11 protein-coding genes are annotated in these 15,327 nt (G+C 61.1%); 3 read left to right on the plus strand and 8 right to left on the minus strand.

All coding sequences use genetic code 11. From position 1 onward, the window contains the following. Positions 1 to 143: 143 nt before the first annotated feature. From phaC to KGB28_RS20065, 7 genes are all read right to left on the minus strand, one after another. Positions 144 to 1,823, minus strand: a complete 1,680-nt coding sequence (phaC, locus tag KGB28_RS20035; protein ID WP_223447398.1) for a class II poly(R)-hydroxyalkanoic acid synthase — start codon at positions 1,821 to 1,823, stop codon at positions 144 to 146. Positions 1,824 to 2,082: 259 nt separating this feature from the next. Beyond that, positions 2,083 to 2,460, minus strand: a complete 378-nt coding sequence (locus KGB28_RS20040; RefSeq protein ID WP_223447400.1) for a gamma-butyrobetaine hydroxylase-like domain-containing protein — start codon at positions 2,458 to 2,460, stop codon at positions 2,083 to 2,085. A gap of 154 nt (positions 2,461 to 2,614) precedes the next feature. Beyond that, positions 2,615 to 3,952 carry an HslU--HslV peptidase ATPase subunit gene (gene hslU / locus KGB28_RS20045; protein WP_008047842.1) on the minus strand — a complete coding sequence of 446 codons (1,338 nt, stop codon included), beginning with the start codon at positions 3,950 to 3,952 and terminating at the stop codon, positions 2,615 to 2,617. Positions 3,953 to 4,006: 54 nt separating this feature from the next. Beyond that, positions 4,007 to 4,537 (minus strand): ATP-dependent protease subunit HslV, encoded by a 531-nt coding sequence (gene hslV / locus KGB28_RS20050; RefSeq protein ID WP_046031180.1) that lies wholly within the window; start codon positions 4,535 to 4,537, stop codon positions 4,007 to 4,009. Between the two features lie 230 nt (positions 4,538 to 4,767). After that, positions 4,768 to 5,481, minus strand: coding sequence for an SPOR domain-containing protein (locus KGB28_RS20055; protein WP_057712359.1), 714 nt, complete (start codon positions 5,479 to 5,481; stop codon positions 4,768 to 4,770). A 1-nt stretch (position 5,482) separates the two neighbouring features. Then, positions 5,483 to 7,219 carry an arginine--tRNA ligase gene (argS, locus tag KGB28_RS20060; RefSeq protein ID WP_223447402.1) on the minus strand — a complete coding sequence of 579 codons (1,737 nt, stop codon included), beginning with the start codon at positions 7,217 to 7,219 and terminating at the stop codon, positions 5,483 to 5,485. Positions 7,220 to 7,458: 239 nt separating this feature from the next. Then, positions 7,459 to 9,678, minus strand: a complete 2,220-nt coding sequence (locus KGB28_RS20065; RefSeq protein ID WP_223447404.1) for a primosomal protein N' — start codon at positions 9,676 to 9,678, stop codon at positions 7,459 to 7,461. Between the two features lie 294 nt (positions 9,679 to 9,972). Between KGB28_RS20065 and rpmE the strand changes: the two genes are divergently transcribed. The 3 genes from rpmE to KGB28_RS20080 all read left to right on the plus strand — a co-directional run bounded on the left by rpmE (position 9,973) and on the right by KGB28_RS20080 (position 12,469). After that, positions 9,973 to 10,203, plus strand: coding sequence for a 50S ribosomal protein L31 (rpmE, locus tag KGB28_RS20070; RefSeq protein WP_053153366.1), 231 nt, complete (start codon positions 9,973 to 9,975; stop codon positions 10,201 to 10,203). Positions 10,204 to 10,217: 14 nt separating this feature from the next. Beyond that, positions 10,218 to 11,018 (plus strand): thermonuclease family protein, encoded by an 801-nt coding sequence (locus KGB28_RS20075; RefSeq protein WP_223447406.1) that lies wholly within the window; start codon positions 10,218 to 10,220, stop codon positions 11,016 to 11,018. 182 nt (positions 11,019 to 11,200) lie between these two features. Continuing rightward, positions 11,201 to 12,469: a malic enzyme-like NAD(P)-binding protein gene (locus KGB28_RS20080; protein ID WP_223447408.1), complete on the plus strand. Its 1,269-nt coding sequence runs from the start codon at positions 11,201 to 11,203 to the stop codon at positions 12,467 to 12,469. 265 nt (positions 12,470 to 12,734) lie between these two features. Here the strand turns inward: KGB28_RS20080 and KGB28_RS20085 are convergent, their stop codons facing one another. Continuing rightward, a complete protein-coding gene (locus KGB28_RS20085) occupies positions 12,735 to 15,173 on the minus strand; it encodes a penicillin-binding protein 1A (protein ID WP_411740593.1) in 2,439 nt (812 codons plus the stop codon). Between the last annotated feature and the right edge of the window lie 154 nt (positions 15,174 to 15,327).

A 15,327-nucleotide genomic window follows, 5' to 3' on the forward strand; every position in this document is an offset into this window, starting at 1 on the left:
TGGGTCGCTATCTCAAATTCTTCCTCGATCCCCTTGTGGGAGCGGGCTTGCTCGCGAATGCGTCAGGTCAATCGACATCAATGTTGAATGATCAATTGCTTTCGCGAGCAAGCCCGCTCCCACAGGAGGATGAGGTGTGTCAGTTACCGCTCATGCACATAGGTGCCTGGCGCGGCTTCACCCGCTGGATAGGCCTTGTTGCCCAACTTCAGTGGTGCTTTTTTCAGGTTGCCCGCACGCTGTGCCTGCCACGCCTGCCAGTGCAGCCACCAGGAGTCGGCGTGCTTGGTCGACTCCTCTTGCCAGTCATCGGCATTGGCGGTCATTTCGGTGCTGGTCATGTAACGCGATTTCGGATTGCCCGGCGGGTTCAGGATGCTCTGGATGTGCCCGCTGCTGGACAGCACGAATTCAACGTTGCCGCCGAACAGTTGCGCCGATTTGTAGCAGGAACGCCACGGGGTGATGTGGTCGTTGGTGCCGGCCAGCGAGAAGATGTCGGCGGTGACCTTCTTCAGATCGATTGGCGTGCCGCACACTTCCAGTGCATCGGCACGGGTCAGTGGGTTACTTTTGAACATCTCGATCAGGTCGCCATGGAACGCAGCGGGCAACCGGGTGGTGTCGTTGTTCCAGAACAGAATGTCGAATACCGGCGGTTCGTTGCCCAACAGGTAGTTGTTGACCCAGTAGTTCCAGATCAGGTCGTTGGGGCGCATCCAGGCGAAGACTTTCGCCATGTCGCGGCCTTCGAGGACACCGGCCTGGTAGGAGTGACGCTTGGCGGCTTCGAGGGTTTGCTCGTCGACGAACAGGGCCACGTCGCTGTCCAGGGTGGTGTCGAGCACGCTGACCAGCAGGGTCAGGGCGTTGACCTTGTTCTCGCCGATTGCCGCGTAGTGGCCCAGCAGCGCGGTGCAGGTGATGCCGCCGGAGCAGGCACCGAGCATGTTCACGTCTTTGCTGCCGGTGATCGAGGTGACCACATCAACCGCTTCCTTGAGCGCTTCGATGTAAGTCGACAGGCCCCACTCGCGCTGCTCCTTGGTCGGGTTGCGCCAGCTGACGATGAAGGTCTGCACGTTGTTGCGCAGGCAGAACCGCGCCAGGCTCTTTTCCGGGCTCAGGTCGAAAACGTAGAACTTGTTGATCTGCGGCGGTACCACCAGCAGTGGGCGTTCATGCACCTGTTCGGTGATCGGCTTGTACTGGATCAATTCCAGCACGTCGTTGCGAAAGACCACCGCACCCTCGGTCACGCCAAGCGTCTTGCCGACCTCGAATGCGCCCATGTTGACCTGGCTCGGCATGCCGCCGTTATGCACCAGGTCCTTGGCCAGATGCGAGAGGCCATCGAGCAGGCTCTTGCCACCGGTTTCGAAGAAGCGCTTGACCGCCGCCGGGTTGGCCGCCGTGTTGGTCGGGGCGAAGGCTTCGGTCATCAGGTTGATCACGAAGTGCCCGCGGCTGACGTCCTTGGGCGGCAGGTTGCTGTCGTCGATCCAGTCGTGGAGTTCCTTGCGCCACGCCAGGTAGGTTTGCAGATAACGTTTGTAGAGCGGGTTCTGGCTCCAGGCCGGATCCGCAAAGCGACGGTCATCGCTGCCCGGTTGCAGCTCGGATTTACCGAACAGCACGTTCTTGAGTTCAAGGCCGAAATGAGCGACATGTTTGGCGCTGTGAATCGGTTGTTTGATGGCCTGCCTGAGCACCATTCGAGCAGAAGCCAGTAGATCCTTTCCACGCAGTCCAACGACAGGATTCAGCCCCAAGGTGTTTTCCGAGGCTTGACTCTTCAAGTCATCGTTATTCTTGTTACTCATCTACGACGCTCCATTGTCCTGAGACGAGTACCGGGTCCTGCTGTGTAGTCACACAGCCAATGCCAGGTACTACTGCTCGGGGTGACCGTTAATACTGCATCGCTGCTTTTTTAATGCAGAGAGCACTGCAGGGAACTTGCCAGTTCCATTGGTTACCCGAGTTTAATTTTTTTCGCAAGCAGGCCAATCGGCGGCCCTGAAGCGGAGCATTCAAACAGATGAAATTAGAAAATGCCCTCTAAAGAGCAAGAGGCTCGGATTAGAGCATCAGCTTGACGACGGATTCGTTCGGATCGCGGGTTTTTCCGGCGGCTTTGAGCTCGGCCAGATAATCTTCCCAGAGTGCGTCATAACGTCGCCCCAGCTCGTACAGATATTCCCAGGTGAACAAGCCGCTGTCGTGGCCGTCGTCGAAGGTCAGTTTCAGTGCGTACTGACCGGCCGGTTCTACCTTGGTGATGCCGACATTGATCTTGCCGAATTGCAGGATGGGTTTGCCGTGGCCCTGGACCTCGGCGGAAGGCGAGTGCACGCGCAGGAACTCGGCGGGCAGGGTGTATTCCTCGCCGGACGCGTATTTCAGCGACAGGGTTTTCGAGGCTTTGTGCAGCTTGATGTCGGTGGGGAGTTGAGTCATGAGCGGATGTCCGATTGTGTGTGGGACCCCGATTCAAATGTGGGAGCGGGCTTGCTCGCGAAGGGGCCTTAACATTCAACAGTGATGTTGATTGTCAGACCGCTTTCGCGAGCAAGCCCGCTCCCACAGGGTCCGTCATCGTTGTAAGTATGGCTTACAGGATATAACGGGACAGGTCTTCGTTCTGTGCCAATTCGCCCAGGTGGCTGTTGACGTAGTCGGCGTCGATCTGGATCACCTTGCCGTCATGAACGCTGGCCAGGTCGCCGGCGCTGAACGACACCTCTTCGAGCAGGCGCTCGAGCAGGGTGTGCAGGCGACGGGCACCGATGTTTTCGGTTTTCTCGTTGACCTGCCAGGCGATCTCCGCAATGCGCTTGATGCCGCTCGGCTGGAACTCGATGCCCAGGCCTTCGGTTTTCAGCAGTGCGCAGTATTGCTCGGTGAGCGAAGCGTGAGGCTCGCTGAGGATGCGTTCGAAGTCTTCCGGGCTCAGGGCCTTGAGTTCGACACGAATCGGCAGGCGGCCTTGCAGCTCGGGCACCAGGTCGCTCGGCTTGCTCAGGTGGAACGCACCGGAAGCAATGAACAGGATGTGGTCGGTCTTGACCATGCCCAGCTTGGTGTTGACGGTGCAGCCTTCGATCAGCGGCAGCAGGTCGCGCTGCACGCCTTCACGGGACACATCGACGCCACCCGAATTACCGCGCTTGGCCACCTTGTCGATTTCGTCGATGAACACGATGCCGTGCTGCTCGACCGCTTCCAGGGCCTTGGCCTTCAACTCTTCATCGTTGACCAGGCGGCTGGCTTCTTCGTCGCGCACCAGTTTCAGCGCTTCCTTGACCTTGAGCTTGCGGGCTTTCTTCTTGCCCTTGCCCATGTTGGCAAACAGGCTTTGCAGCTGGTTGGTCATTTCTTCCATGCCCGGTGGCGCGGAGATATCGACGCCGGCCATTTCGGCGACTTCGATTTCGATCTCCTTGTCATCCAGCTGACCTTCGCGCAGGCGCTTGCGGAACAGCTGGCGGGTGTTGGAGTCGGCAGTCGGGGCATCGTCGTTGCTGAAGCCCATGCGTGCCGGTGGCAGCAGGGCGTCGAGGATGCGCTCTTCGGCGGCGTCCTCGGCACGGTGGCGAACCTTGACGATTTCCTGCTCGCGCAACAGCTTGATCGCGGCATCGGCCAGGTCACGAATGATCGATTCGACGTCGCGGCCGACATAGCCGACTTCGGTGAACTTGGTCGCTTCGACCTTGATGAACGGCGCATTGGCCAGTTTTGCCAGGCGACGGGCGATCTCGGTTTTACCGACACCGGTCGGGCCGATCATCAGGATGTTCTTTGGCGTTACTTCAACTCGCAGCTCTTCTGGCAGCTGCATGCGGCGCCAGCGGTTGCGCAGGGCAATGGCGACGGCGCGCTTGGCATCGTCCTGGCCGATGATATGGCGATTGAGTTCGTGGACGATTTCACGGGGAGTCATGGACATAATATTCAGTGGACCTCAAGCAAGAATGAGCCGTGGTGCGATGGCTGCACGGGCTTACTCGGCGCAGTCCTGCTCCTCAATGGTCTGGGTGTGATTGGTGAATACGCAGATGTCGGCGGCGATGCCGAGGGCGGTTTCGACGATTTCCCGGGCCGACAGATCGGTTTTCTTCAGCAGCGCGCTGGCAGCGGCCTGGGCGTAACCGCCGCCGGAACCCATGGCGATCAGGCCTTCTTCGGGTTCAACCACATCGCCGTTGCCGGTGATGATCAGGGAGGCGTCTTTGTTGGCGACGGCGAGCATGGCTTCGAGGCGGCTCAGGGAGCGGTCGGTGCGCCATTCTTTAGCGAGTTCGACGGCGGCGCGCACCAGGTGACCCTGGTGTTTTTCAAGCTGGCCTTCGAAACGTTCGAAGAGGGTAAAGGCGTCAGCGGTAGCGCCGGCAAACCCGGCAATGACCTGACCGTGGTACAGGCGGCGAACTTTTTTCGCGTTGCCTTTCATCACGGTGTTACCAAGGGAAACCTGGCCGTCGCCGCCCATGACGACTTTGCCGTGGCGGCGAACTGAAACGATGGTGGTCAAGGGAAGAGTCTCCACGCAGCGGGGCGAAAATGCCTTATGACCATTCATATGGGGGTGCTGGAGTGGATTTCAACTGTAGGAAGGGAGAGGGGACGAGTGGTGTGAGTCAGATGGGGCTGTGGTGTTTGTCAGGGCCCCTTCGCGAGCAAGCCCGCTCCCACATTGGAATGCGGTCGAATGTGGGAGCGGGCTTGCTCGCGAAGAACGATAACGCGGTGATCCTGAAGGAGTCAGCGGCTCTGGCGTTGTTGTAACAGCAAGTTGCTGAAGCCGGCGCCCGCCAATTGTTTCTGGGCGGTCGTCAGTTGTTCGCGGTTGCTGAACGGTCCGACCAGTACCCGATACCAGGTTTCGTCTTTTACCGTGCCGGACTCAACCGCCACGGCCTGACCCAGCAGGATGATCTGCGCCCGCACCTTGTCCGCATCAGTCTCTTTGCGGAACGAGCCAGCCTGCAGGAAAAACTTCGTCACAGGCGCAGCCTTGACCGGTGGCGCAGGAGGCGGAGTAATCCCGGCCAAAGCTGCCTGGGCGCGCGCGGTGTCGATCTTCGCCGCTTCGGCCGGGGTGACCGGCGTTGTCGGGATGGCCGGTACTTGCGGCGTCGGCAGGGTTTTTTCCGGCACGGCATCCGGCGGCACGATGACTTCCGATTCCGGCAGCAAGGTGTAGAAGTCGTACTTCGGCTTCACCGGCTGCGTCGGGCTCGGCGGGGTCTTGTTGGCCTCGGCGATCTTGCTGGCTTTCTGCTGTTGCTGTTGCTCGACTTTTTCACGCTTGACCGTGTCGCTGCCCTTGCCCGGCTCCAGTTTCATCAAAAACACCAGGAAGGCGCCGACCGTGAGGCCGATGACCATCCACAACCAACCCGGAATCGGTTGCTTTGCAGGAGCTTGGTAACGGCTGGCGCCACGCTTGGGTGCAGGTTTTTTCTTGGCAGCCAACTTACATACGCTCCAGAGTTTCCAGGCCCAAGAGTTCCAGGCCTTGCTTGAGAGTGCGTCCGGTCAGCGCGGCGAGGCGCAGGCGGCTCTGCATTTGTGCCGGGGTCTCGGCGGCGAGGATCGGGCAGTTCTCGTAGAAGCTGGAGAACAGGCCGGCGACGTCGTACAGGTAAGTGCAGAGGATGTGCGGGGTGCCTTTTTCGGACACGTTGTTCAGGATCTCGCCAAACTGCGCGAGCTTCGCCGCCAGTTCGTGTTCGTGCGCCGCTTCGAGAACGATCTGGCCGTCGACTTCGCTGAAGTCCTTGCCGAGCTTGCGGAACACGCCGGCCACGCGGGTGTAGGCGTACAGCAGGTACGGCGCGGTGTTGCCTTCGAAGTTGAGCATCAGGTCGAAGTTGAAGCTGTAGTCGCTGGTGCGGTGCTTGGACAGGTCCGCGTATTTCACCGCGCCGATGCCCACCACCTTGGCAATGTTGCGCAGCTCAGTCTCGGCCAGTTCCGGGTTCTTGTCCTTGACCAGGGTGTAGGCGCGCTCCTGGGCTTCGGTCAGCAGGTCGATCAGCTTCACGGTGCCGCCATCACGGGTCTTGAACGGACGACCGTCCGCGCCGTTCATGGTGCCGAAGCCCATGTGTTCCATTTCCATCGGATGGGTCACGAAACCGGCCTTGCGCGCCACGGCGAACACTTGCTGGAAGTGCAGGGCCTGACGCTGGTCGACGAAGTACAGCGCGCGATCGGCCTTGAGTTTGCCGCTGCGGTAGCGCACGGCGGCCAGGTCGGTGGTGGCGTAGAGGTAGCCGCCGTCGGCCTTGACGATGATCACCGGCAGCGGGTCGCCGTCGGCGTTCTTGAACTCGTCGAGGAACACGCACTGGGCGCCGTTGCTCTCGACCAGCATGCCTGCGGCCTTCAAGTCGTTGACCACGTTGATCAGGTCGTCGTTGTAGGCGCTTTCGCCCATCACGTCGGCCATGGTCAGTTTGACGTTGAGCAGTTCGTAGATCTTCTGGCAGTGGGACAGCGAGATGTCCTTGAACTTGGTCCACAGCGCCAGGCAATCGGCGTCGCCGGCCTGTAACTTGACCACCAGGCCACGGGCGCGGTCGGCGAACTCTGCGGATTCGTCGAAGCGTTGCTTGGCGGCGCGGTAGAAGTTCTCCAGGTCCGACAGCTCGTCGCTGGTGATCGGGTTTTCCTGCAGGTAAGCCATCAGCATGCCGAACTGGGTGCCCCAGTCGCCGACGTGGTTCTGGCGGATCACGGTGTCGCCGAGGAATTCCAGCACACGGGCCACGCCGTCGCCGATGATGGTCGAGCGCAGGTGGCCGACGTGCATCTCTTTGGCCAGGTTCGGCGCCGACAGGTCGACCACGGTGCGCTGCACCGGACCGGCCTTGCGCACGCCGATGTGGGCGTCGGCCAGGGCGGCGTCGAGGCGGGTCGCCAGTGCGTCGGTGTTCTGGAAGAAGTTCAGGAAGCCCGGGCCGGCGATTTCGGTCTTGGCGACATTTTCGTCAGCCGGCAGCGCGGCGATGATTTTTTCCGCCAGATCACGCGGCTTCATGCCGGCCGGCTTGGCCAGCATCATGGCGATGTTGCTGGCGAAATCGCCGTTCTTCTTGTCGCGGGAGTTTTCCACCTGGATCGCCGGCGACAGGCCTTCAGGCAACACACCTTCGTTGACGAGTTGGGTGATGGCTTGTTGGATCAGCTGGCGAATGGTGTCTTTCATGGTCTTCTCTTTCGACCGCAGGTGCGGCGGCGCATCATGCGCTGGTGGAAAAACTGGGCATTATCCGTTGCGAAGACGGGCTTGCCAACCTTAGCAGGCAGGATATGGATGTGTGGTGACAATTAGGGCCTCTTCGCGAGCAAGCCCGCTCCCACAGTAGATCCTGGGTGTGCATAGGTTCTGCATTCAGCACAATTCCCCCTGTGGGAGCGGGCTTGCTCGCGAAAGCGATCTCAAAATCAATATAGATCTACGGGATCGACATCCAAAGACCAGCGCACCGCCCGCCCGCTCGGCATCTGCTCCAGTACCAGCAACCAACTGGCCAGCAATCGATGCAAGGGTGCCCGCGCCGTAGCCTGTACCAACAGTTGCGCACGATAACGCCCGGCTCGGCGCTCCATCGGTGCCGGGACTGGTCCCAATAACTCGATCCCGGTCAGATTCTGTTCGCCCAGCAAACGCTCCGCCTCGCTGCAAGCCTCATCCAGGAAGCCTTCGGCCTGACCCGGTTTATGCGCCTCGGCCCGCAGCAGCGCCAGGTGCGCAAACGGCGGCAACCCGGCCGCGCGGCGTTCGCTCAAGGCCTGTTCGGCGAAGGCGAAATAGCCCTGTTCGGTCAACTGCACCAGCAGCGGGTGGTCGGCCAGGTGCGTCTGGATAATCACCTTGCCCGGCTCTTCGGCGCGACCTGCGCGGCCGGCGACCTGCACGATCAGCTGAGCCATGCGCTCACTGGCGCGGAAGTCGCCGGAGAACAGGCCACCGTCGGCGTCAAGGATCGACACCAGCGTCACCCGTGGAAAGTGGTGACCTTTGGCAAGCATTTGCGTGCCGATCAGGATGCACGGCTGGCCTTTTTGAATGGTCGCGAACAGCTGGTTCATCGCGTCCTTGCGCGATGTGCTGTCGCGGTCGACCCGCAGCACCGGATAGTCCGGGAACAGAATCGCCAGGCGCTCCTCGGCCCGTTCGGTGCCGGCGCCAACGGGGCGCAGATCGACCTTGTTGCACTTCGGGCACTGGCGCGGCACGCGTTCGACGTAGCCGCAATGGTGGCAGCGCAGCTCGCCGTAACGCTGATGCACGGTCATCCGCGCGTCACAGCGCTGGCACTCGGACATCCAGCCACAGTCATGGCACAGCAGGGTCGGGGCGAAGCCGCGCCGGTTGAGGAACACCAGGACTTGTTGTCCGGCGGCCAGGGTCTGGCCGATGGCTTGTTGCATTGGCCCGGAAATGCCGCTGTCCAGCGGGCGGCTTTTGACATCCAGACGCAGGAAGCGCGGCTGTTTGGCGCCGCCGGCGCGCTCGTTCAAGCGCAACAGCCCATAGCGGCCGGTGTAGGCGTTGTGCAGGCTTTCCAGCGAAGGGGTGGCAGAGCCGAGGACAATCGGGATGTTTTCCTGTCGCGCCCGCACCAATGCCAGGTCGCGAGCGTGGTAGCGCAAACCTTCCTGCTGTTTATAGGAACCGTCGTGTTCTTCGTCGATGATGATCAGGCCGGGGTTCTTCATCGGTGTGAACAGGGCCGAGCGGGTGCCGATGATGATGTCGGCCTCACCGTCCCGGGCGGCCAGCCAGGCCTCGAGGCGTTCGCGGTCATTGACCGCCGAATGGATCAGCGCGATACGGGCATTGAAACGCTGTTCGAAGCGCGCCAGGGTCTGCGGGCCGAGGTTGATTTCCGGGATCAGCACCAGCGCCTGCTTGCCGGCCTCCAGGGTTTCGCGGATCAACTGTAGATAGACTTCGGTCTTGCCGCTGCCGGTGACGCCGGCCAGCAGGAACGCGTGATAACTGTCGAAGCCGGCGCGAATTGCCTCATAGGCGGCGCGTTGCTCCGGGTTCAGCGGGAGTTCCGGTTGCGCCAGCCAGTGTTCGTGGCGTGCGCCCGGGGCGTGCCGGCGGATCTCGACTTGCACCAGATCCTTGGCCAGCAGCAAATCCAGGCTGTCCTTGCTCAGCATCAGTTTGCTCAGCAATTGATGGGCGACGCCGTGGGGATGCTGGGCCAGCGTGGCCAGGGCTTCGCGCTGGCGCGGGGCGCGGGCGATACGCGGATCATCGAGGCTGGCCCCCGGCGCGGCGGACCAGAAACGCTCCTGGCGCGCTTCGGCCAGCTCGCCCTGGCGCAGCAGCACCGGCAGCGCCCAGCTCAAGGTGTCGCCGAGGCTGTGCTGGTAATACTGGGAGGTCCACAAGCACAGCTTGAACAGCGCTGGCGGCAGCGGTGGTGTAGCGTCGAGCAGGGCCAGGGCCGGCTTGAGCTTCTCGGCCGGGACTTCGCTGGTGTTGGTGACTTCCACCAGAATACCGATCATCTCGCGCCGGCCGAACGGTACCCGCAGGCGCATGCCGGGGTGCAGCTGGGTGCGCAGGACGCCGGCCGGAGCGCGGTAGTCGAACAGGCGGCGCAGCGGCGAAGGCAGGGCAAGGCGCAGAATGGCGTCGGGCACGCGGGGGGATCTCGATTAGCAGGCAACAAAAGAAGAGGTGGACGCGGATCAATTGTGGGAGCGGGCTTGCTCGCGAAGAAGGATTGTCAGTCAACGCATTTATCGCCTGACACACCGCTTTCGCGAGCAAGCCCGCTCCCACATGGGAATGCGCTTGAAGCCGGGAGCCTAGCAGACGGTCGGTCTCAGGGACAGCTTGCGTGAATGGGATTGTCTGGTAGAATCCGCGGCCTAATTACGTGCGGTATTCAACAATAGTGTTGGGTGGCGGCACGCTAGCCCGAGGAAGACACCATGAAAGCTGATATCCATCCAGAATACCCAGCAGTTGCTGTTACCTGCAGCTGCGGCAACAAGTTCGAAACCCGTTCGACCTTCGGCAAAGCCCTGGCGATCGACGTTTGCAACGAATGCCACCCGTTCTACACCGGTAAGCAGAAGACTCTGGACACTGGCGGCCGCGTTCAGCGCTTCGCAGACCGTTTCGGTGCTTTCGGCAAGAAAGCTCCAGCTGCTGCAGAGTAAGGTTAAAAAGCCTTATGGGCTTTTCCTTGCTGTTAAAAAAGGCGTCCCTTGCGGGCGCCTTTTTTGTGTCCGCGATTTGGCTCTCCGGCGCCCAGGCTTTCTGCCCGGCACCCGAGGGGCTGGCCTCTGTCGCCGTGGAGCGGGTGGTCGATGGCGACACTCTGCGCCTGGACGATGGCCGCAACGTGCGCATGATCGGCCTTAATACGCCGGAGCTGGGCAAGAAGGGTCGCTCCGACGAACCGTTCGCAGTGGCGGCGCGCAAGCGTCTCGAAGCGTTGGTGGCGGCCAGCGACGGGCAGGTCGGTTTGTTGCCCGGTAAAGAAAGCAAGGATCGTTACGGCCGCACCCTGGCCCACGTCTATGGTGCAGATGGCGCTAACCTTGAGGCGCAAATGCTCGCCGAGGGCCTCGGTTTCCTGGTGGCGGTAGCGCCGAATGTCGATCTGGTCGCGTGTCAGCAGGCGGCGGAGCGTAGCGCCCGTCAGGCCGGGCTCGGTGTGTGGCGCCAGTCACCTGTACTGAAGGCGGATCAGATCAGTGCGTCCGGGTTTGCCGTACTCAGTGGTCGTGTGAGCAAGGTTCAGCGCAATCGCGGCGGGGTTTGGATCGAGTTGCAGGATTCGGTTGTATTGCGTGTTGCACCCAATCAACTGGCGCGATTCGATATCGCCTCGCTGGAACGCTTGGAAGGCAAGCAGGTCGAGGCACGCGGCTGGGTGCTGGACCGTTCGCGCCGCGGCGGACTCAAGGAAGGCCAGCCGCGCTGGATGTTGCCCCTGACCGACCCGGCGATGCTTCAAGCGGTACAGTAATAAAAAATTGTAGACATTTTTTATGTCGATTGTGAACAGTCTATCCCTTGTGTTCCGTGGCTCTTGGCCCAAAGTCGTAGGGCCGGGCGCTTGACAGGGGTGACCGGTCAGTCTTGTGGGGACTTTGCGAGGCGCGTATCCTCGCTGACCAGTCTGTCCAACAGTAAAAGCGGAATGCCAAAATGTCTGATCTGAAAACTGCCGCTCTCGAATATCACGCCAATCCTCGTCCAGGGAAGCTGAGTGTCGAGCTCACCAAGGCCACTGCTACCGCTCGCGACCTGTCGCTGGCGTACAGCCCGGGCGTAGCCGAACCAGTACGCGAGATCGCCCGCGATCCTGAACTGGCCTACAAGTACACCGGCAAAGGCAACCTGGTTGCAGTCATTTCCGATGGCACCGCGATTCTCGGCCTGGGTAACCTCGGCCCATTGGCTTCCAAGCCAGTGATGGAAGGTAAAGGCGTGCTGTTCAAGCGCTTCGCCGGCATCGACGTTTTCGACATCGAAGTCGACTCCGAAAGCCCACAAGCCTTCATCGACACCGTCAAGCGCATCTCCATCACCTTCGGTGGCATCAACCTGGAAGACATCAAGGCACCAGAGTGCTTTGAAATCGAACGCGCTCTGATCGAGCAGTGCGATATTCCGGTGTTCCACGATGACCAGCACGGCACCGCTATCGTGACCGCGGCCGGCATGATCAACGCCCTGGAAATCGCTGGCAAAACCCTGTCGGAAGCCAAGATCGTTTGCCTGGGTGCCGGCGCTGCCGCCATCTCCTGCATGAAGTTGCTGGTGAGCATGGGCGCCAACATCGAAAACATCTACATGGTCGACCGTACCGGCGTGATCCACTCCGGCCGTGACGACCTGAACCAGTACAAGGCTGTGTTCGCTCACGCGACCGACAAGCGCACCCTGGCTGACGCCCTGCAAGGCGCTGACGTGTTCGTTGGCCTGTCCGGCCCGAACCTGCTGAGCGCTGAAGGCCTGCTGTCGATGGCGCCTAACCCGATCGTGTTCGCCTGCTCCAACCCGGATCCGGAAATCTCCCCGGAACTGGCGCACGCCACCCGTAACGACGTGATCATGGCCACCGGTCGTTCCGATTACCCGAACCAGGTCAACAACGTACTGGGCTTCCCGTTCATCTTCCGTGGTGCCCTGGACGTTCGCGCCAAGCGCATCAACGAAGAAATGAAAGTGGCTGCGGCCAACGCCCTGCGTGAACTGGCCAAGCTGCCAGTACCTCAGGAAGTGTGCGACGCCTACGGCGGCATCAAGCTGGAATTCGGTCGTGAGTACATCATTCCGAAGCCAATGGATGCCCGTCTGATCACCCTGATCTCCGATGCCGTGGCTAAAGCCGCCATCGAGACCGGTGTGGCGACCCTGCCGTATCCGAAGAACTACCCGCTCAAAAGCGTGGATGACGTGTTCAACGGCTAAGCCGTTGTAGCGCTTCAGCGAAAAGCCCCGGCTTGTGAGAGTCGGGGCTTTTTTGTACCTGACAGTTTTGTGCCGCCTGTGAGGGCCTCTTCGCGAGCAAGCCCGCTCCCACAGGGTTAGAAGCGTACATAAAACCTGTGCTCACCATCGCCCAATGTGGGAGCGGGCTTGCTCGCGAAGAGGCCGGGCCAGACAGCATCAAAACCGGCAGGCAAAAAAAGCCCCGCACTTCTTTCGAAGACGGGGCTTTTCAGTGCTGCGGCAATCAGAACAAATCGATCGGCGCCGCTTCATCCGCCGGCAGCGGGCTGCCAGGTGCCAGGCCGTTGCCCAGTTCGTTCCCCGACGGTGGCGTATCTTCGACCTTGAACAGTTCGAAGTAGGCCCCCGGCGTGCCCGGGCTGGCTGCGCGGCCGCTGATCGGGTCGACTCGCAGGCTGAGGATGCCTTCCGGCTCCTGTTGCGTATGCGGCGGTTTGCCTTTGAGCGCGGCGCCCATGTAGTTCATCCAGATCGGCAGCGCGACGGTGCCACCGAACTCCTTGCGACCCAGGCTTTCCGGCTGATCGAAACCGGTCCACACGGTGGTCACGTAATCGGCGTTGTAACCGGAGAACCAGGCGTCCTTGGATTCGTTGGTCGTACCGGTCTTGCCGGCAATGTCAGGGCGGCCCAAGGCCAGTGCGCGGCGACCGGTACCGAGCTTGATCACGTCCTCAAGCATGCTGTTGAGGATGTACGTGGTGCGCCCGTCAACGATGCGTTCGGCCACGGCGGGAGCTTGTGGCGCCTGCGTAGCGCCCGGGGCTTCGCCTGGCGTTGCGCTGACCGTGAAGGCTTGAGGGGCGGGCACGGCAATGCCATCGCTGGCCGCACCGCCCTGAGGTACGCTCCGCGGGTTGGCGACGAACAGTGTGTCGCCGTTGCGGCTTTCGATCTTGTCGATGATGTACGGGGTGATCTTGTAGCCGCCGTTGGCGAAGGTGCTCCAGCCAGTGGCGATTTCCATTGGCGTCAGGGTCGCGGTGCCCAGCGCCAGGGACAGGTTGGGTGGCAGGTCCTGTTTGTTGAAGCCGAAGCGCGTGATGTAGTCGATGGTCTTGCCAACGCCCATCGCTTGCAGCAGGCGGATCGATACCAGGTTGCGCGACTTGTACAGCGCTTCACGCAGGCGGATCGGGCCGAGGAAGGTGTTGGTGTCGTTCTTCGGCCGCCAGACCTTGTCCAGGTACTCGTCGACGAACACGATCGGTGCGTCGTTCACCAGGCTGGAGGCGGTGTAGCCGCTATCCAGTGCGGCGGCGTAGACGAAGGGTTTGAAGCTCGAACCCGGCTGGCGCTTGGCCTGCAATGCACGGTTGTAGTTGCTCTGCTCGAAGGCAAAACCGCCGACCAGCGAACGAATGGCACCGTTCTGTGGGTCCAGGGATACCAGCGCGCCCTGGGCCTGCGGGATCTGGCTGAACTTCAGCGAATTGTCCGGCTGACGCTGCACGCGAATCAGATCGCCGACCTGGGCCACGTCCGAGGGTTGTTTCGGGTTGGCGCCCATGCTGTTGGTATTCAGGAACGGCCGGGCCCACTTCATGGTGTCCCAGTTCACGTGTTCCTGGCCGGTGCGGGTCAGCACTTGCAGGCCGTTCTTGTCGACCTGGGTCACGATGGCCGGTTCCAGGCCGCTGATGGTGCGTTGTTTGGTCAGTTCGGTGGCCCAGGCTTCGCGAGTCTTGCCCGGCAGCCGCGACTCTGGCCCGCGATAGCCGTGGCGCTGATCGTAGGTCATCAGGCCTTCATGGACCGCAGTGTTGGCCAGTTCCTGGAGGTCGCTCGGCACCGTGGTGGTGACGCGGAAGCCTTCGGTATACGCCTCGCTGCCATAACGCCCGACCATTTCAGCACGGGCCATTTCGGCGATGTACGGGGCGTTCACTTCCGGGGTCGGCACGTGATAGCTGGCGTTCAGCGGCTCGTTGATCGCAGTGGTGTAGTCGGCCTCGCTGATTTTTCCGAGCTTGTACATGCGTCCCAGGATCCAGTCACGACGCTCCTTGCTGCGCGCCGGATTGGCCAGCGGGTTGAAACGCGACGGCGCCTTGGGCAGGCCGGCGATCATCGCCATCTGCGCCAGGCTGACATCGCGGATCGATTTGCCGTAATAGACCTGTGCCGCCGCCTCGATGCCGTAGGCACGGTTACCCAGATAGATCTTGTTGACGTACAGCTCGAGGATCTCGTCCTTGGTCAGCTGCCGTTCGATCTGCAGGGCCAACAGGATCTCGGTGGTTTTGCGCGAAAAGCTGCGTTCGCTGGTCAGGAAGAAGTTCTTTGCTACCTGCATGGTGATCGTGCTGCCGCCGGACTGGATGTGTCCGCTTTTGATCAGCTGGGTCGCGGCACGCATCAGGCTGCTCGGATCGACGCCGTAGTGGTTGGCGAAATTGTCGTCTTCAGCACTTAGTAACGCATTGATGAAGTTGGGGGGAATGTCGGCGAAACGGATCGGTGTGCGGCGCATTTCGCCGAACTCTGCGATCAACTTGTTATCGCTGCTGTAGACCCGCAAAGGGATCTGCAACTGGATGCTTCTCAGCGCCTCCACGGACGGTAGTCCGGGACTAAGGTAAAGGTACGCCCCGCTCAGACCCAGAAGGAGTCCGCAGAAAACCGCGACGATGGACCAACCGAAAAACTTCAGCAGACGAATCAAGGCTTTTGGATATCCAGGGCAAAAATGAATTGGGCAACAGGGTTCAGGCTAAATGAGAACGACCTGCGCTTGAGCAAATGCGGAAAAAAACGTTGGGCATTATAAGCATTTTTCTGATCGGGAGCGTCATTGGCGCTGCTGTCAAGACGGG

Source organism: Pseudomonas sp. BF-R-19 (genome assembly GCF_019956445.1).
GTDB lineage: Bacteria > Pseudomonadota > Gammaproteobacteria > Pseudomonadales > Pseudomonadaceae > Aquipseudomonas > Aquipseudomonas fluorescens_BH.

Bases quoted from the DNA above. Each gene is read 5' to 3' on its own strand.
- KGB28_RS20080 (WP_223447408.1), top strand. From the start codon at position 11,201: ATGTCTGATCTGAAAACTGCCGCTCTCGAATATCACGCCAATCCTCGT.
- hslU (WP_008047842.1), bottom strand. From the start codon at position 3,952: ATGTCCATGACTCCCCGTGAAATCGTCCACGAACTCAATCGCCATATC.
- phaC (WP_223447398.1), bottom strand. From the start codon at position 1,823: ATGAGTAACAAGAATAACGATGACTTGAAGAGTCAAGCCTCGGAAAAC.
- KGB28_RS20075 (WP_223447406.1), top strand. From the start codon at position 10,218: ATGGGCTTTTCCTTGCTGTTAAAAAAGGCGTCCCTTGCGGGCGCCTTT.
- KGB28_RS20040 (WP_223447400.1), bottom strand. From the start codon at position 2,460: ATGACTCAACTCCCCACCGACATCAAGCTGCACAAAGCCTCGAAAACC.
- rpmE (WP_053153366.1), top strand. From the start codon at position 9,973: ATGAAAGCTGATATCCATCCAGAATACCCAGCAGTTGCTGTTACCTGC.
- argS (WP_223447402.1), bottom strand. From the start codon at position 7,219: ATGAAAGACACCATTCGCCAGCTGATCCAACAAGCCATCACCCAACTC.